This is a genomic window from Bradyrhizobium sp. LTSP849 (assembly GCF_000938255.1).
GTDB lineage: Bacteria > Pseudomonadota > Alphaproteobacteria > Rhizobiales > Xanthobacteraceae > Bradyrhizobium.
Map to the genome: position 1 here is coordinate 370,027 of NZ_JYMR01000052.1, position 16,746 is coordinate 386,772.

Annotated in this window: 20 protein-coding genes and 1 tRNA gene; 14 read left to right on the forward strand and 7 right to left on the reverse strand. The window is 63.9% G+C overall.

What is annotated here, in order from left to right; genetic code table 11:
- Nucleotides 1–147: 147 nt before the first annotated feature.
- On the forward strand, nt 148–333 hold the full coding sequence (locus tag UB31_RS32500; protein ID WP_045007766.1) for a hypothetical protein: 186 nt from the start codon (nt 148–150) through the stop codon (nt 331–333).
- A 19-nt stretch (nt 334–352) separates the two neighbouring features.
- The gene (locus UB31_RS32505; RefSeq protein ID WP_349643878.1) at nt 353–610 is read left to right on the forward strand and encodes a hypothetical protein; all 258 of its coding nucleotides are present in this window, start codon (nt 353–355) and stop codon (nt 608–610) included.
- 141 nt (nt 611–751) lie between these two features.
- On the opposite strand, the gene UB31_RS32510 is transcribed toward UB31_RS32505, so the two are convergent.
- The gene (locus tag UB31_RS32510) at nt 752–1,702 is read right to left on the reverse strand and encodes a restriction endonuclease (protein WP_045013769.1); all 951 of its coding nucleotides are present in this window, start codon (nt 1,700–1,702) and stop codon (nt 752–754) included.
- A gap of 47 nt (nt 1,703–1,749) precedes the next feature.
- Nucleotides 1,750–1,974, reverse strand: coding sequence for a hypothetical protein (locus UB31_RS32515; RefSeq protein WP_045013770.1), 225 nt, complete (start codon nt 1,972–1,974; stop codon nt 1,750–1,752).
- Between UB31_RS32515 and UB31_RS32520 the strand changes: the two genes are divergently transcribed.
- From UB31_RS32520 to UB31_RS32530, 3 genes are all read left to right on the forward strand, one after another.
- Complete coding sequence (locus UB31_RS32520; RefSeq protein ID WP_045013771.1) at nt 1,973–2,359, forward strand: hypothetical protein; 387 nt, start codon at nt 1,973–1,975, stop codon at nt 2,357–2,359. The two genes, UB31_RS32515 and UB31_RS32520, sit on opposite strands and share 2 nt — an antisense overlap.
- Nucleotides 2,360–2,733: 374 nt before the next feature.
- Complete coding sequence (locus UB31_RS32525; protein ID WP_045007770.1) at nt 2,734–2,982, forward strand: type II toxin-antitoxin system RelE family toxin; 249 nt, start codon at nt 2,734–2,736, stop codon at nt 2,980–2,982.
- 11 nt (nt 2,983–2,993) lie between these two features.
- Nucleotides 2,994–3,368, forward strand: coding sequence for a helix-turn-helix domain-containing protein (locus UB31_RS32530; protein ID WP_045007808.1), 375 nt, complete (start codon nt 2,994–2,996; stop codon nt 3,366–3,368).
- Nucleotides 3,369–3,485: 117 nt separating this feature from the next.
- Here UB31_RS32530 and UB31_RS32535 read toward each other — a convergent pair.
- The 4 genes from UB31_RS32535 to mnmA form a co-directional block, all read right to left on the reverse strand.
- A tRNA-Met gene (locus UB31_RS32535) sits at nt 3,486–3,562 on the reverse strand.
- A 227-nt stretch (nt 3,563–3,789) separates the two neighbouring features.
- Nucleotides 3,790–4,152, reverse strand: a complete 363-nt coding sequence (locus tag UB31_RS32540; RefSeq protein WP_045007771.1) for a hypothetical protein — start codon at nt 4,150–4,152, stop codon at nt 3,790–3,792.
- 46 nt (nt 4,153–4,198) lie between these two features.
- Nucleotides 4,199–4,837, reverse strand: coding sequence for a class I SAM-dependent methyltransferase (locus tag UB31_RS32545; RefSeq protein ID WP_045013772.1), 639 nt, complete (start codon nt 4,835–4,837; stop codon nt 4,199–4,201).
- 222 nt (nt 4,838–5,059) lie between these two features.
- Nucleotides 5,060–6,241, reverse strand: a complete 1,182-nt coding sequence (gene mnmA / locus UB31_RS32550; RefSeq protein ID WP_045013773.1) for a tRNA 2-thiouridine(34) synthase MnmA — start codon at nt 6,239–6,241, stop codon at nt 5,060–5,062.
- Between the two features lie 312 nt (nt 6,242–6,553).
- Between mnmA and UB31_RS32555 the strand changes: the two genes are divergently transcribed.
- The 9 genes from UB31_RS32555 to UB31_RS32595 all read left to right on the forward strand — a co-directional run bounded on the left by UB31_RS32555 (nt 6,554) and on the right by UB31_RS32595 (nt 16,392).
- A complete protein-coding gene (locus UB31_RS32555; RefSeq protein ID WP_045013774.1) occupies nt 6,554–8,185 on the forward strand; it encodes a flagellar hook-length control protein FliK in 1,632 nt (543 codons plus the stop codon).
- A gap of 13 nt (nt 8,186–8,198) precedes the next feature.
- The gene (locus UB31_RS32560; protein ID WP_045007775.1) at nt 8,199–8,921 is read left to right on the forward strand and encodes a flagellar hook assembly protein FlgD; all 723 of its coding nucleotides are present in this window, start codon (nt 8,199–8,201) and stop codon (nt 8,919–8,921) included.
- 338 nt (nt 8,922–9,259) lie between these two features.
- The gene (gene sciP, locus UB31_RS32565; RefSeq protein ID WP_002714638.1) at nt 9,260–9,535 is read left to right on the forward strand and encodes a CtrA inhibitor SciP; all 276 of its coding nucleotides are present in this window, start codon (nt 9,260–9,262) and stop codon (nt 9,533–9,535) included.
- A 182-nt stretch (nt 9,536–9,717) separates the two neighbouring features.
- On the forward strand, nt 9,718–11,328 hold the full coding sequence (gene fliF, locus UB31_RS32570; RefSeq protein ID WP_045013775.1) for a flagellar basal-body MS-ring/collar protein FliF: 1,611 nt from the start codon (nt 9,718–9,720) through the stop codon (nt 11,326–11,328).
- Between the two features lie 18 nt (nt 11,329–11,346).
- Nucleotides 11,347–12,441 carry a flagellar motor switch protein FliG gene (fliG, locus tag UB31_RS32575; protein WP_045007777.1) on the forward strand — a complete coding sequence of 365 codons (1,095 nt, stop codon included), beginning with the start codon at nt 11,347–11,349 and terminating at the stop codon, nt 12,439–12,441.
- Entirely contained in the window at nt 12,441–13,061 is a 621-nt protein-coding gene (locus tag UB31_RS32580) for a FliH/SctL family protein (protein ID WP_045013776.1), read from the forward strand. Before fliG ends, UB31_RS32580 begins: the two co-directional genes overlap by 1 nt.
- A 3-nt stretch (nt 13,062–13,064) precedes the next feature.
- Entirely contained in the window at nt 13,065–13,415 is a 351-nt protein-coding gene (gene fliN / locus UB31_RS32585; protein ID WP_045007779.1) for a flagellar motor switch protein FliN, read from the forward strand.
- A gap of 53 nt (nt 13,416–13,468) precedes the next feature.
- Nucleotides 13,469–14,854, forward strand: a complete 1,386-nt coding sequence (gene flbD, locus UB31_RS32590; protein WP_045007780.1) for a sigma-54-dependent transcriptional regulator FlbD — start codon at nt 13,469–13,471, stop codon at nt 14,852–14,854.
- A gap of 389 nt (nt 14,855–15,243) precedes the next feature.
- Nucleotides 15,244–16,392 (forward strand): M20 family metallopeptidase, encoded by a 1,149-nt coding sequence (locus UB31_RS32595; RefSeq protein ID WP_045013777.1) that lies wholly within the window; start codon nt 15,244–15,246, stop codon nt 16,390–16,392.
- Nucleotides 16,393–16,520: 128 nt separating this feature from the next.
- On the opposite strand, the gene UB31_RS42305 is transcribed toward UB31_RS32595, so the two are convergent.
- A complete protein-coding gene (locus UB31_RS42305) occupies nt 16,521–16,676 on the reverse strand; it encodes a hypothetical protein (RefSeq protein WP_045007781.1) in 156 nt (51 codons plus the stop codon).
- Between the last annotated feature and the right edge of the window lie 70 nt (nt 16,677–16,746).

The following is a 16,746-nucleotide window of genomic DNA, read 5'->3' on the forward strand; positions in this document are numbered from 1 at the left end:
AGAAGCGTTCATGTGGCAGTTTCGCCGGTGCGCTGGGACCGTTGGGCCGGACGCCCCGCACTTTTGAGGTCGCCGCCTGCGCGACAAACGTCTATTGTTCCCGGGAATCATGGTTTCTGGACCAATCGCAGGCGCAAGGATCGAGCAATGACCAAACGGAAGCGCTCCGCCGAGCAGCAGGTCGCGGATGAAGCGGACCGAAAGGCGCAAAATCCAATCGGGGCGCGGCAAACGATCGCGGACAGCCACGCCGATCCGGAGTTCCAGGAAAACCATAAGCGTCTCAGGGCGGAGCGCCTGGCGCGAGATGCCGGGCCCACAGGCAAGAATTGACCCGACTTTCGAGAAGCATTTGGATCGAGAAAAGATGACAAAAGAAGTTAGTGAATACCAACCGCCGCAGCCGATCAGCAAAGCGGAGCGTGAAGCACGCAAGGCCTTCCGCCAGGTCGATGCGGAGAAGGCAATGTCCGAGCACGCGGTCGCCGAGAAGGCCTTCGCTCAGAATCGAGAGCGGCTGAAGGCAGAGCGGCTGGCGCGGGAAGCCGCAGCGGGCCCGGTGCCAAAAAAGCAACCCAAGACCAAGAAATCCAAGACGAAGAGCGAGTGAACCCGCACGGGCAGCTGCACGACTTGAGATTGCAGGCGGCTCTAAAGCGCCGGCGACTTGGGACCGCATACTTTGATGTAGACAACGACGAAGCCTGATGGGTTTCGCAAGAGTTCTACCTATCCTTGTACTTCTCAAACGTCACTGGAAGGTCGGCGCTTCGGCGTGCCACCGCACCAGGGCGTCCATATCAACCAGCGCTATTCTATCCGACAGCTCGGCCGATTCTATAGCCTCCTCAGTAAACGCGGCTGTGGTGACGATGTAGCCCCGGAAAGCACCCTGCTCTTCGATGACGCCCTTGAATTGCTGAATGGTGGGCCGTCCGACCTTATTGTCAGTCGAATTCCGCTTGCATTGTATGACCATCAAACCATCAGGATGAACGGCAAAGCCGTCGGCACCGAAGTCGTTCGATTTTCGCGTCGCCCATGCCTCAAAGCCTGCGGCTTCGAAGAAGCTCATGGTGTGGCGCTCGAACTGGAAAGGATCCATACCGAGCAGATGTTTCCGAAGGGCCAACTCTTCGACCGGCACGGCGAACCGAGTTGGGTCCATCGGCTGCTCCTTCATCGCAGCCTTCAGTCGCGCACTGGTGCGGCGCAACCGTTCGTCTTGGATTATGACCTCTATGATCTCCGCAATATGAGGCCGTACCTCAGGGTTTGTAATGACAGCTTCGATTATCGATGTGATGCCCGCGGCGCCGAGAAAAATCAGCAACAGCACCGGCACCCCGAGCGCACCGCCGAATGCTGCGATGCCGGCGGCATGTCCGCCGACCAACGGAATAGCAGCCAATGTCGCGGGCAGAGCGATCTTCATCGACAACGGAAGGTCAGATTTCCGGTAATTTGAAACCGCTTCAGAAACACTCTTCGCAATCGCTACGATAGCCGTTCGTGAGTTGATCAGCGAATTCAGCTCCTTGAATTTTTCGACAGGACGCAGATCACTGGCAACGATAGCGCGCGACTCGTTGAGCCATTGTATGGCGAGCACCCGATCTTCAGCCCGCGTCGTATGCTTGATAGCCGAAGCAAAACGGCCAACCAGCCACCTTCTGATGCCCTCTGTAATTGCATCGAACATGATTGCTTTCTAAAATTGTATAGATTTCTATAGTGTCTGCGAACGATTTAGCCAAGGAAATTTGAGATGAGAGCAATATTGATACTCGTCTTGTTGGCCGTCGCCACTTGCAGCGCCCGGTGTGAGGAGACTTCCGCTCCTAGCCGGATCGACGGAATAACCAAGTCAGCGCGTGACATGATACCCGCCATGCCTTCAATGCCGTCCGTATCCTTACCGTCGATGCCCGACCTCTCGTTACCAGACCTTTCAGATGCGACCGGCAGAGTCATGACGGAGTTCAACACATTTACTCAGCAAGTCGGCGACGCGCTGCCGATCCTCGAACAGATGGGTTATGAGGTCACCACGCTCAAAATCACCTGGGGTCTGCCGCCGAAAGCTCGGTTGCGTTTGAAATCAACCGGTAATCCGGACGTTCAAAAAGTGAACGCAATCGCGGCAAAGGCAACGAGCGGCGGCGTACTGATTTCCGCCCTCATCACGAGCGCGGCGACGGCAAAGCGTATCCAGAGCACTATGCGCTTGGGAACGGCGTACCTGGACGTGGATTTCGCGATACCGCCTCGGGTGAACATGAAGTTCGTTAGCGCCAAGGCGAACGACAAGGATGAATCACTTCGCGACGCTGACGAGTTGGAAATTGCTTGCAGGTGACTCTGTGTCGTGTCGATAACCCGTAGGATGGTAGAGCGAAGCGAGGCCGATCACGCTTCTGACCGCGGTGAGGCATGATGGGTTTCGCAAGTGCTCTACCCATCCTACGGGGCCTGAGCCCATTCCAAACAATTCACAGCTTACGAAGCTGCTGACGCATATGAAAAGCCGGCACCGCATGCCGCCTGGGCACGATAGGTGGAAGGTGCGATCGGAGACCTTTCCCTGACATGGTCAGCCAATGGGGCGGCCTGTTGCCTGAAGAAAGCGATCTGTTGGCAAGGGCGCCCGGATCTCGCTTCATCTCTATTGGGATTGACTAATTATCTCTATTGGGATTGACCGCATTGTTGCGGCATGGGATTGATGCTTCCATGAAGGACGTCATTTACAGCGTCGAAGCGGTTCGGGCCTTGCGGCAACATTCGAACCGCAAGGCCGCCATCATGGCGAAGATCGACGCCTATGCAAAGAATCCGGCGGCGCAGGCAAACAACGTCAAGAAGCTGAAGGGCCGTCCGGACTACCGATTGCGGGTCGGCGACTTCCGGGTGATCTTCTCGGAAACGAAAGACACCGTCACCATTCACGATGTCGGACCACGCGGCGGGATCTACGATTGAAGGAAAGCACCATGAACAAGGTACAGCGCATCAAGAGTCCCAGCGGCGAGGACATGGTTGTGCTATCGGCCGCAGATTATGAGCGCTTGGTGGAGGCGGCCGAGGATCAGAGGGACAGCGAAATTGCCGAGCGCTCCCGGAAGGCAATCGAGCGAGGCGAGATAGAGACCTTAACCTCCGCCGAGGCGAAGGAGCTGTTGGCCACCAAGAGCCCGCTTGCTTTCTGGAGGAACAAGCGCGGCCTGACGCAGGGCGCGTTGTCCAAGGCGAGCGGCGTCGCACAGGGCTTCATTTCCGAGATCGAGGCCGGGAACAAGCCGGGCACCGCAGCGACGCTCAAAAAGCTCGCCACGGTCCTGAAGCTCACGGTCGACGACCTGATCTGACGAAATGAACTATCGCAGCGAATTTCCAGGCTCTTCGCCGGACAGTGCCTCACCCAGCCTTGCGGACTGGAATCGCTCGGTTCGCCAATGACTTCAAGGACTGAGCGGGAGGCATTTTGGTAGCGGGAGAGGGACTCGAACCCCCGACCCCAGGATTATGATTCCCGTGCTCTAACCAGCTGAGCTACCCCGCCACAGGGTACGCGGGGGCCGAAACAGGCCGATCTCGCGAACGCGCGGCATATAAGGAAGGGGGCGGCGGGCTGTCAAGCAAAGTGGGGCGTGGCTGGGGGCTGATTTTGGCGGCGGAATCGCGCCTATCAGGCACCAGACTCGCGGACAGTCCCCCTCACCCGAAATCCGCGCTTTTGCGCGGATTTCGGCCTCTCCCCGCAGGCGGGGAGAGGCGAAGGAAGAACCGCTATTTCGGCCGGACCGTCGGGTCGCCGCCGGGGCTACCGGGGGGCGGGATCACGGGCATGGCGCCGTCGGTCGAGGGCGCGGGGGCATGCATTTCGGGGTCTACGCCGGAGGGCGGGCAGAGCACGCCGTCGGTTTTGGCGAGTTTGTCGCCGAGCGGTTCCCGGGACTGGCCGGTGGTGGTGCCGTCGGGCGCGGTGGCGCGGTTCGGGCGGTCCTGGGGCGCGCAGTCGGCGGCGCGTTGCGGGGATTGCGGCGCGGTCGCTTGCGGCGGCGTTGCCGAGGCGGGCGGGGCCTGCGCGATCGCGGCGCCCGAGGCGGCGATCAGGAAGCCCGCAAGGATGAGGTTTGATGTCTTGTTCATGGAGGGGAAACGCGCGGGTCAGGCCCGATGTTCCCGGCGTGCAACATTACGATTTGACGTACCTGATCAGCGAAAAGTGCCCCATCGGCGACATCGGGCGGCGCTCGGCCAGCGTGATGCCGCCGTGCTTGGCGGCCCAATCGACCAGGCGAGCCCACGGGAATTCCGGGCGCCAGCCGAGGCGGCGGGCGAGCGGCGCGAAGGCAAGCTCGGAGAGTTTTCGCAAACCACTCTCGGCGCCGATGTGGTTGACGAGGATCAGCTCGCCGCCAACTTTGAGCACGCGCACGAACTCGTCGAGCGTGCCTTCGGGATCGGGCACGGCGGTGATGACATATTGCGCGACCACCGCGTCGAAATAGCCATCGTGGAAGGCGAGGTTCTTGGCGTCCATCACCGAGAGCACTTCGACATTGGACAGCCGCATCGCGCGCACGCGCGCCTGCGCCTTGCGCAGCATCGGCTCGGAAATGTCGACGCCGCAGATCTTTGTGGTGCGCGCATAGTCGGACAGCGAAAGCCCGGTGCCGACGCCGACGTCGAGGATGCGGCCGCCGATGCGGTCGGCCTCCGCGATGGTCGACTGCCGTCCGGCGTCAAACACCTTGCCGAACACGAGATCATAGACCGGCGCCCAGCGGCCATAGGCCTTCTCGACCCCGGCCCGCGAGATGTCTGCTGCCATGCCCCCTGCCGTTTCTAGAGTTTAATTGGTGAGATCAAAGCCAGCCCCGGGCGCGGTCTGGGCCTCTCCCGCTTGCGGGAGAGGTCGGCGCGTAGCGCCGGGTGAGGGTTCTTTCCGCTCGCGAGATATCGCGTCTGGAGAGAGCCCCCTCCCCAACCCTCCCCCGCAAGCGGGAGAGGGAGCGCACTTCCGGTGCTGCGGCAGCGCGATCCGAACTCATGATTACCCGCGAACCGCTTCAGCGAGTGGCCGCGCTGTGCTGCTCGCGACCTTTGCGGCCGCGCTCTGGATGAAGCCGCCGCCGAGTACGCGGGCCTGGCCCGTGGGCGCGTCGTAGAACACGCAGGCCTGGCCGGGCGAGACGCCCTCCTCGCCGGCGATGAGCTCGACTTCGTAATGACCGTTGCTGCCGCGCAGCCAGGCTGGCTGGGGGCTGCGGGTCGAGCGCACGCGCACGAACATCTCGAGGCCATTGCCGATGGCGCGGTCGATGTCGCCGTCGCCGATCCAGTTGACGTCGCGCAAGCTGATGCGGTGCATCCTCAGCGCCTCGCGCGGGCCAACGATGACGCGGCGGTTGGCCGCGTCCAGCCGCACCACGAACAGCGGCGCGGCTGCCGCGATGCCGAGGCCGCGGCGCTGGCCGATGGTGAAATTGGCGATGCCGTGATGCTGGCCGAGCACGCGACCGTCGAGATCGACGATGTCGCCGGGGTCCATCGCATTCGGCCGCAGCCGGGTGATGATGTCGGTGTAGCGGCCGGTCGGCACGAAGCAGATGTCCTGGCTGTCGTGCTTGTCGGCGACGCTGAGGCCGAAGCGACGCGCGAGCTCGCGCGTCTCGGGCTTGGTCATGTCGCCGAGCGGAAAGCGTAAGTAATCGAGCTGCTCCTGCGTGGTCGCGAACAGGAAATAGCTCTGGTCGCGATCGGCATCGGCAGCGCAGACCAGCGCGCGCGAGCCGTCGTCGCGACGGCGCGAGGCGACGTAATGGCCGGTGGCAAGCGCAGTGGCGCCCAGCTCGCGCGCGGTCTTCAAGAGGTCGCGAAACTTGACCGAGCGGTTGCACTCGATGCACGGCACCGGCGTCTCGCCGAGCGCGTAGCTGTCGGCAAAATTGTCGATGACGGACTCGCGGAAGCGGTCCTCGTAGTCGAGCACGTAATGGGGAATGCCGAGCTTGGCCGCGACGTCGCGGGCGTCGTGGATATCCTGGCCGGCGCAGCAGGCGCCCTTGCGGTGGATCGCCGCGCCATGGTCGTAGAGCTGGAGCGTGATGCCGACGACGTCATAGCCTTCGGCCTTCAACAGCGCAGCCGTCGTCGAGGAATCGACGCCGCCCGACATGGCGACGACGACCCTGGTGTCCTGCGGACGGCCTTCGAGATCCAGACTGTTGAGCATGGGTTCCTGATGCCTTGAGCCGGGACATCGGCGGTCCCCGGGAACTTCGGTTCCCCCGGGGGCTGACTTGCCCGGTCGAAAGCGGCTGAGAGCACCCTTTAATATAGGCGGCCTTCCGGTGAAGCAATCGCGCGGGCCCAAAGCTTAGGGCAATTCTTGCCGGGGCGGCAGAAATGGCGGGGCCGAAGGGGGCCCCGCGGCGCTGGTGCCGATTCATCAAGATATTGATTTTACTATATAAAATGGCTTCGCGTGGAGCTGGCCCGCTCCTTGCTAACCTCCTGCTCCGAAGATGTTTTTGAGGGGTCGCCTGTGGTTGGTGTCACGTCAGACGTAGCTGCGAGCACGCAGGTTTCGAGCGCGCAGCAGAAGCCTGCCCGGTCGCAGAGCTCGAACACCTCCCCGAACGATTCCTTCGGTGCGCTGGTCGACAGCAACACCCAGGCGATCAGCAACAGCGCCTCGTCCTCGACCCAAGACACCGCGCCGCGACGCAGTGATTCCTCATCGTCGTCATCGTCCTCCGCCTCGTCCGACCGGAGCACGCGCGACAGCTCCTCGACCGATGATCAATCCTCGCAGAGCCAGGCGAGCGACAGCACCGATTCCACGACGCCGGCCAGCACCGACACCACGACCGATCCGGCCAAGGCGAGCGGGAAGACCAAGGACAAGTCCGACACCTCCAGCACCAAGTCGGGCGACAAATCCGACAGCTCGAAGAGTGACAAGACCGACGGCACCGATGGCCTCGCCGCCGCGGTCGATGCTTCGGCCAACGCCCAGACCACGGCGACGCAAGCCGTGCCCGATCCGAACGCGATTGTCGTTGCCGCGCCCGTCGTGCCGATCGATCCGAACGCGGCCGCCAACCAGGCCGCCTCCGCTGCCTCTTCGCCGCTGACGATCGCGGCTGCCGGCATCGCCGCCAGCGCCTCGACCGCGGCGCAGATCGCCGGCACCAAGCTTGATGCGACCGCCACCGGCGCCAAGACCGGCAAGACTGGCGATGCCAAGACCACCGATGCGAAGGCCGCACTTGGCGATGCCGCCGCAACGGCCACCGACGCCACCGCAACCGATGCCAAGGCGAACGCCGCACAGCTCACAGCTGTCGACCAGGGCACGCCGAAAACCTCGTTCAAGGCCGCCGCAACGGCGCAGGGCTCGAGCGACGCCTCCAATATCGGCCAGGATGCGGGTAAGACCGCAGCTTCAGCCACCACGCAGACTGCCGCGACGACTGCGACCGCCAACGCCGCCGCGCATCCGCAGACCGCAAAACCGCAGGCCGACGCCGATGCGACCGACGCGAAGGCCGGTGCCGCGGACCACACCGCCGATGCCACGGCGGCCGCACCCACCCCGCACGTCCATGCCGACACGCAGGCCGTCGCTAGCGCGACGGACAGCAGCGCGCAGGCGGCCAACGCCGTGCAGGCACCGCTGACCAATACGACATCGACCGCAACCGCTTCCACCGCGACGCTCACCGCGACCGCGGCGACATCGACGGCGGTGCCGATCAGCGGCATCCCGGTCGAGATCGCGGCGGCCGCGCGCGCCGGCAAGACCCGCTTCGACATCAGCCTCGATCCGGTCGATCTCGGCCGCATCGACGTCCGCATCAATGTCGACCGCAACGGCCAGGTCACCTCGCATCTCACCGTCGAGAAGCCGGAGACGCTGTCGCTGCTGAAGCAGGACGCGCCGCAATTGCAGCGCGCGCTCGACGATGCCGGGCTGAAGACCGGCAGCAACGGGCTTTCCTTTAGCCTGCGCGACCAGAATTCGTCGGGGCAGAACTCCGGCAACAACAACGACAATAACGGCAATGCCCGCCGGCTGATCATCAGCGACGAAGATGCAACTCCCGCGGCGCCCGTGAGCCGTAGCTACGGCCGCATGCTCGGATCGAGCAGCGGCGTCGACATCAGAGTGTGAGGAGTATTCGCAAATGACCACCACGAATTCCGCCACCGCACCTGCCGTCGTCTCCGGCACGACCTCGACGTCATCGTCGTCATCCTCGTCGAGCTCGAGCCTGGGCTCGACCACCGGCGCGACGCTCGCCGGCAACTTCCAGACCTTCCTGACGCTGCTGACGACGCAGCTCCAGAACCAGAACCCGCTCGATCCGCTCGACACCAACCAGTTCACCCAGCAGCTGGTGCAGTTCGCCGGCGTCGAGCAGCAGCTCAAGACCAACGATTCGCTGTCCCAGCTCGTCACCCTCCAACAGACCACGCAGGCGACCCAGGCGCTGGGCTTCGTCGGCAAGACCGCCGTGGTCGACGGCACCACCGCGACCATGACGAGTTCGTCGGCGACCTGGCATCTCAACGTGCCGACCGACGCGACCGTCGATATTTCCATCGCCAATTCCAGCGGCCAGACCGTGTTCACCGGAAAATATACTGCCGGTGCGGCCTCCGACGTTCCCTTCACCTGGAACGGCCAGGGCAATGACGGCACGCAGTGGCCGGACGGAAAATATACGATCACGGCGACGGGCAAGGATGTCTCGGGCAACAATGTCGGCATCGCGGCCCAGGTGCAGGGCACGGTGTCGTCGGTCGACCTGACCCAGTCGCCGCCGCTGCTCACGATCGACGGCAACAGCTACACGCTGAGCCAGGTGAAGAGCATCGTCGCCACCAGCAGCAGCACCGGCAGCTAAGATAAGTGTCGTCCCGGCGAAGGCCGGGACCCATACCGCGTGATGTATCTATGAGACGCAGGTAGCAGTACCGCGAAAGACTCCTCAACTGCGGGTCTTCGCCAAATTTCTCCCTGTGGTTGGGTCCCGGCCTACGCCGGGACGACAGCGAAAGTTAGTAAAGTATTTACGAAGACCGCGCCCGGCCGCCTGAAACCATGTGTTCAGCCCGCCGGGCCGGTCGCGTTCCCGCAAGTTTCAACGAGAATTGTATTGAAGCCTTAGGCTTAGCGGATTTTTAAGCCGCGATGCGTACGGTTGTGAAGTGAGTTCAGTGGTTGAGAGTTTGTGAGTACGCCATGACAGAACCCCATCGCCCGAGGGTAAAATACGTCATCGGGCCGGACGGCAGTCCGCTGACGATTGCAGATCTGCCCGCACCCGGCACCAAACGCTGGGTCATCCGCCGCAAGGCTGAAGTCGTCGCCGCCGTTCGTGGCGGACTCCTCTCGCTCGAGGAGGCCTGCAGCCGTTACACCCTGACGGTCGACGAATTCCTCTCCTGGCAGTTTTCCATCGACCAGCATGGTCTGGCGGGTCTTCGCACCACCCGCATCCAGCAATATCGCCAGTAAGCGATCCGGAAATCTGCGGCTTTTGACGAAAATCGGTCTCGCGATGCGAGGCCGATTTTTTTCATGACGCTACTTTTGTCCGAGCCCTTAACCTTCGTTAACCATATCGAAACCATCACCTAGGCAATAATTGCCCAGTCGGCCTTTCCAGGGAAAGCAGCCGAATCTGTTGGGGCGGTTGCTTGCAAGGTCTTGCGGAATTTTTGAAGGGTATCGGCGCCGCCCGGTTCGGGGCGATGATCGCGGTCACCGCCGCGCTCATCGGCTTCTTTGCCTTTGTCATCATGCGCGTCACCACGCCGCAGATGACGACGCTGTTCACCGACCTCAGCGTCGAAGATTCTTCCGGAATTATCAAAGACTTGGAGCGCCAAGGCATCCAGTTCGAGCTGCGCAATGAAGGCAGCGTCATCATGGTGCCGAAGGACAAGGTCACCCGGCTGCGGATGAAGCTCGCCGAGGGCGGCCTGCCCAAGGGCGGCGGGGTCGGCTACGAGGTGTTCGACAAGTCGGACGCGCTCGGCACCACTTCTTTCGTCCAGAACATCAATCATCTGCGCGCGCTGGAAGGCGAGCTCGCCCGCACCATCCGCGCCATCGACCGCATCCAGGCCGCCCGCGTCCATCTCGTGCTGCCCGAGCGCCCGCTGTTCTCGCGCGAGGCGCCGGAGCCGTCGGCCTCGATCGTGGTGCGGGTTCGCGGCTCGCTGGAAGCGCAGCAGATCCGCGCCATCCGCCACCTCGTCGCCTCTGCCGTCAACGGGTTGAAGCCACAGCGGGTCTCGATTGTCGACGAGGCCGGCACCTTGCTCGCCGATGGTGCTGCGACCGATCCGGAGCAGGCGGTCGGCGACGAGCGCCGCACCGCCTACGAGAAGCGGATCCGCAAGCAGGTCGAGGACATCGTCTCCTCCGTGGTCGGCTCCGGCCGCGCCCGCGTCCAGCTCGCCGCCGATTTCGACTTCAACAAGGTCACCCAGACCTCGGACAAGTTCGATCCCGAGGGCCGCGTGCTGCGCTCGAGCCAGACCCGCGAAGAGCAGAGCATGACCGCCGACAATAACGGCCAGGTCACGGTCAACAACGAGCTCCCCGGCAACCAGCAGAACAGCGGCGCGGCGGCCAAGGACCAGAGCAAGAAGACCGAAGAGACCAACAATTACGAGATCTCCCGCACCACCAAGACCGAGGTGACCGAGGTCGGCCGGGTCAACCGCATCTCGGTCGCGGTCCTGGTCGACGGCATCTACACCAAGAACGACAAGGGCGAGCTCGCCTACACAGACCGCACCAAGGAGCAGCTCGACCGCATCGCCACCCTGGTCCGCTCGGCGATCGGCTTCGACCAGAAGCGCGGCGACCAGGTCGAGGTCGTCAATCTGCGCTTTGCCGATGCCCCCGCCACCGCCCCGATCGCGGAGCCGAGCGGGTTCCTCGGCATGCTCCAGTTCACCAAAGACGATGTCATGTACTTCGTCGAGCTCGGCGTGATGATGCTGCTCGGCCTGGTCGTGCTGTTCATGGTGATCCGGCCGCTGGTCAAGCGCATCCTCGCCTCCGAGGAGGTTGCCGCCGCCATTTCCGGCGCCCTCACCGGCCCCGCCGCCTCGGACGAGGCCGCGCCGGCCGGCCAGGCGCTGCTGCCGAGCGGTGCCGCCAGCGCGATCGACGTCGCCACCGTCCAGGGCCAGGTCCACGCCCAGTCCGTTCATCGCGTCGGCGAGCTGGCCGAGCGCAACCCCAACGAAACCGTCGCCATCATCCGTCAATGGCTGACCGAACCCGCGAAATGATTCGAGAAGTGAACTGACATGGCCGGCAACCTGCAAAACGCCAACTCGAACGACATCACCAGCGTGATCTCGACGCTCGGTCAGCGCGCCGGCAGCCGCGTGGGCAGCGCCAAGACCGAAGCGGTGGCGGGGCCGAAGCGCGCCGCCATCCTGATGCTGGCGCTCGGCGAGCAATATGGTGGCAAGATCTGGTCGCTGCTCGACGACGACGAGGTACGCCAGCTCTCGCTGGAAATGTCGACGCTCGGCACCGTCGAGGTCGACACGGTGGAGGACATGCTGCTCGAATTCGTCTCGCGCATGTCGGCCTCCGGCGCGCTGATGGGCAATTTCGACGCCACCGAGCGGCTGCTCCAGCAATATCTGGCACCCGAGCGCGTCAACGGCATCATGGACGAGATCCGCGGCCCTGCGGGGCGCAACATGTGGGAGAAGCTTTCCAACGTGCAGGAAGAGGTCCTCGCCAACTACCTCAAGAACGAATATCCGCAGACCATCGCGGTGGTGCTGTCGAAGCTGAAGCCGGAGCATGCCGCCCGGGTGCTCGGCATCTTCCCCGAGGACCTCGCGCTCGACGTCGTCAACCGCATGTTGAAGATGGAAGCGGTGCAGAAGGAGGTGATCGAGAGCGTGGAGAAGACGCTGCGCACCGAATTCATGTCCAATCTCTCGCAGACCCGCCGCCGCGACGCCCACGAGGTGATGGCGGAAATCTTCAACAATTTCGACCGCCAGACCGAAACCCGCTTCATCACCTCGCTGGAAGAGGACAATCGCGAATCCGCCGAGCGCATCAAGGCGCTGATGTTCACATTCGATGACCTCGTGAAGCTCGATTCCGGCTCGGCCCAGACTCTGATGCGCAACGTCGACAAGGACAAGCTCGGCGTGGCGCTGAAGAGCGCCAACGAGGACGTCCGCAACTTCTTCTTCGGCAACATGTCTTCGCGCGCGGCCAAGATGCTCCAGGACGACATGGCGGCGATGGGCCCGGTGCGGCTGCGCGACGTCGACGAGGCCCAGGCGCTGCTGGTCAACCTCGCCAAGGACCTCGCCGCCAAGGGCGAGATCATGCTGACCAAGAACCGCGCTGACGACGAGCTGGTGTATTGATGGCCGCTCCGGCAAAATTCCTGTTCGATACCGACTTCGCCGCGCCCGACCGGACGCGCGAGAAGGCCGCGACCGCGGCCGAGATCGCGCAGAAGGTCGCGGAAGCCGAAGCGCGTGCCTATCAGGACGGCTTTGCCGCCGGCCAGCGCGAGGCCAAGGCGGAGAGCGACCGCCGCGTCGCGCTTGCCATGGAAGAAATCAACATCGGCATCCGGGGCATTGCGGCGGGCATCGGCAATATCGAGAGCAAGATGGAGACTGAGGCGGTCGACGTCGCGGTCGCGGTGGCGCGCAAACTCTGCGCCGACCTGGTCGCCGCCGAGCCGCTCGGCGAGATCATGGCGCTGGTCAAGGACTGCTTCTCGCATCTGGTCGCGACGCCGCATCTCGTCGTCCGCATCAATGACGCGCTCTATGACAGCGCGCGCGAGAAGATCGAGCGGCTCGCCAAGCAGAGCGGCTTCGAAGGACGGCTGGTGATCCTGGCCGAGCCCGAGATTGCGACCGGCGACTGCCGGATCGAATGGGCCGATGGCGGCGTCGTGCTGGAGCGCACCGCCATCGCGGCCAAGGTGGACGAATTGGTCGGACGCTATGTCGCGTCCCGCAGGGGGAATTAAGCCATGAGTGACACCGATGGACAGGTCCCGCTGCCCGATCTCAACGGCCCGATGCCGCCGACCGGCAACGACGTCAGCTACAATGAGGAAGAATATGCGGCCCGCGTCGCCGCCGACCTCGAAGCCGTGTTCGACGTGCCGGTGCAGGTCTCGGCGGTGCTCGGCCGCTCCAAGATGGATGTCGGCGAGCTGTTGAAGCTCGGACCCGGCACCGTGCTCGAGCTCGACCGGCGCGTCGGCGAGGCCATCGACATCTACGTCAACAACAAGCTCGTCGCTCGCGGCGAGGTGGTGCTGGTCGAGGACAAGCTCGGCGTCACCATGACGGAAATCATCAAAACTGAACGCGGCTAGCGCCATACAGGGAATGACGCGCGGCAGCGCGAACAGACGGACAGGAGACTGACATGCGGCTTCTCATCGTTGGCACACTCAAGGGCCAGCTCACCACCGCCACCAAGATCGCGATGGAGAACGGCGCCACCGTGACCCACGCCGAGGATCTCGATCAGGCGATGCGCGTGCTGCGCGGCGGCAAGGGCGCCGACCTCTTGCTGGTCGATGTCGCCCTCGACATCCGCGACCTCGTGATGCGGCTCGAGGCCGAGCACATCCACGCCCCGATCGTCGCCTGCGGCATCACCAACGATGCCCGCGCCGCGGTCGCCGCGATCCATGCCGGCGCCAAGGAATACATCCCGCTGCCGCCGGATCCGGAGCTGATCGCAGCCGTACTGGCCGCAGTGGCCAACGATTCCCGCGAGCTGATCTATCGCGACGAAGCGATGGCGAAGGTCGTCAAGCTCGCCCAGCAGATCGCAGGTTCCGACGCCTCGGTGATGGTCACCGGCGAATCCGGCACCGGCAAGGAAGTGCTGGCGCGCTATGTCCATACCCGCTCGCAACGCGCCAAGCGTCCGTTCATCTCGATCAACTGCGCCGCAATCCCCGAGCATCTCCTGGAGTCCGAGCTGTTCGGCCATGAGAAGGGCGCCTTCACCGGCGCGATCGCCCGCCGCATCGGCAAGTTCGAGGAAGCGACCGGCGGCACGCTGCTGCTCGACGAAATCTCGGAGATGGACGTCCGCCTGCAATCGAAGCTGCTCCGCGCCATCCAGGAGCGCGTGATCGATCGCGTCGGCGGCACCAAGCCGGTTCCGGTCGACATCCGCATCATCGCGACCTCGAACCGCAATCTGGCGGAAGCCGTGCGCGAAGGCACGTTCCGCGAGGATCTGCTGTTCCGCCTCAACGTCGTGAACCTGAAGATCCCGCCGCTGCGCGAGCGCCCTGCCGACATTCTCGAACTCGCTCAGCACTTCGTGAAGAAATATGCCGACGCCAACGGCGTGCCGGTACGCCCGATCTCGGCGGACGCCCGCCGCGTGCTGTCCACCAACCGCTGGCAAGGTAACGTCCGCGAGCTCGAAAACACCATGCACCGCTCGGTGCTGATGGCGCAGGGCGACGAGATCGGACCCGACGCCATCCTCACGCCGGATGGCGACCGCCTCGATCTCGCCAAGACCGTGCCGGCAGTGGCGCATGCCACGTTCGCCGCCGAGCAGGTGACCCGCGCCCTGGTCGGCCGCACCGTCGCGGACGTCGAGCGCGACCTGATCCTGGAAACACTGAAGCACTGCCTCGGCAACCGGACCCACGCCGCCAACATCTTGGGCATCTCGATCCGCACCCTTCGCAACAAGCTCAACGAATATTCCGACGGCGGCATCCCGATCACCCCCGCCGGCACGCCGGGTGAGTATCCGCGGATGCCGATGGTGGGGGCGTAGAGCTTCTGCAAATAATGAGGATACGAATGCCCGGGCTTGGCCCGGGCATTTCTTTTGCTGCCGCGACGTACATGCCCACCCCGTCATCCTGAGGTGCTCGGCATGCAGCGCATGCCGAGCCTCGAAGGATGAACGGCCACGGACGCAGCCGGGCCGTCGCCCTTCGAGGCTCGCCGAAGAGGCGAGCACCTCAGGGTGACGGGGAAAGGTCTCGTAGCCCTGATGGAGCGAAGCGCAATCCGGGGTTCGCTTCGCGATCGGGATTCCCGGATTTCGCTTCGCTCCATCCGGGCTACGGGACTGAACACATGGCCGCACCGCATCCGGCGACTAGGTCGCGCCCGCGCAAAGCCCTATAAGCGCCACCGAGAACCCACGCGAGGAAAAGCATGTCTGAAGCTCAAATCACGGATTGGCTGGCGTCGCAGCGGCAGGCGATGATCGATCTCTTGCGCGACGTCGTGGACATCGATTCCGGGTCCTATGACAAGGAAGGCGTCGATGCGGTCGGTGCGCGGTTCGAGCGGCATTTTTCCGAGCACGGCATTCCCTCCCGGCGGGAGAACCACGGTACCTTTGGCGACGCCCTCCATGCCGAGGTCGCAAAGCCCGGCAGCAACGAGAAGCCGGTGCTGTTGATGGGACATCGCGACACCGTGTTCGGAAAGGGCGAGGCCACCCGCCGTCCGTTCACGATCAAAGACAAGCGCGCCTATGGGCCCGGCGTCGCCGACATGAAGGCCGGCCTCGTCATGAACGTGTTCGTGGCCACCGCCTTCCACAAATTCGGCGGCAACCCGCACCCGATCAAGCTGCTGATCACCTCGGACGAGGAAATCGGCTCGCCCTCGTCGCGGCCGGTGATCGAGCGCGAGGGGCGCACCGCGCGCGCGGTGTTCAATTCCGAGCCGGGCCGCCCGACCGGCAACGTCGTCACCAGCCGCAAGGGCGGCATCTTCATGCACATGGCCATCACCGGCAAAGCCGCACATTCCGGCGCCAATTTCGCCGCCGGAATCAGCGCGATCGGCGAGCTCGCGCACAAGATCATCCAGATCCACGCGTTGACCGATCTCACCAAGGGTATCACGCTCAATGTCGGCCTGGTCGCGGGCGGCCAGTCCGTCAACACGACGGCGCCCTCAGCCGAGGGCCAGATCGACATGCGCTACGTCAATCCCGCCGATCGCGCCACGGTGATGGCCGAGATCGAACGGATCGTCGCCACGCCTTCCGTGCCCGGCACAAGCGCTGTGCTGACCATCAAGGGCGAGTTCGTGCCGGTCGTGCAGAGCGAGAGCTCGAAGGCGCTGTTCGAAGGCTATCAGGCGGCCGCAAAGCAGGCCGGCCTCACCACGCTCCAGGGCGAATTCTCCGGCGGCTGCGCCGATTCCGGCTTCACCGCCGCGGTCGGCACGCCGACCATCTGCGGCGTCGGGCCGGTCGGTGGCCTCGCACATTCGCCGGAGGAATATCTCGAGCTCGACAGCATCGTGCCGCGCGCGCAGGCGCTGGCGCTGGCGATTTTGCGGGGGTGAATTCGCGGACTGCGTAGGTGCCGTAGGGTGGGCAAAGGCGCACTTGCGCCGTGCCCACCGTTTATCTTCGTTGGATAGAAGTGGTGGGCACGCTTCGCTTTGCCCACCCTACGAGACCGAGCAAAACTTTACGAATAACTCGGCGCATCCGGCCTACGAAAAATGTGGATGGGGTCGCCCGGCACGAACGGCTGGCCGCGAAACATCGCATAGGCGTAGAGCGCGAGATAGGCGATTGCCAGCGCGCCGACGGCGTAGAAGGCCCAGGTCCCGACGCGCTTCATCGTTCCGCTCCATTGCCTTCCCGGACGGAAAGGCTCAGCCAGCGCTTCTAGAGCGATGATGAAGAAAAGG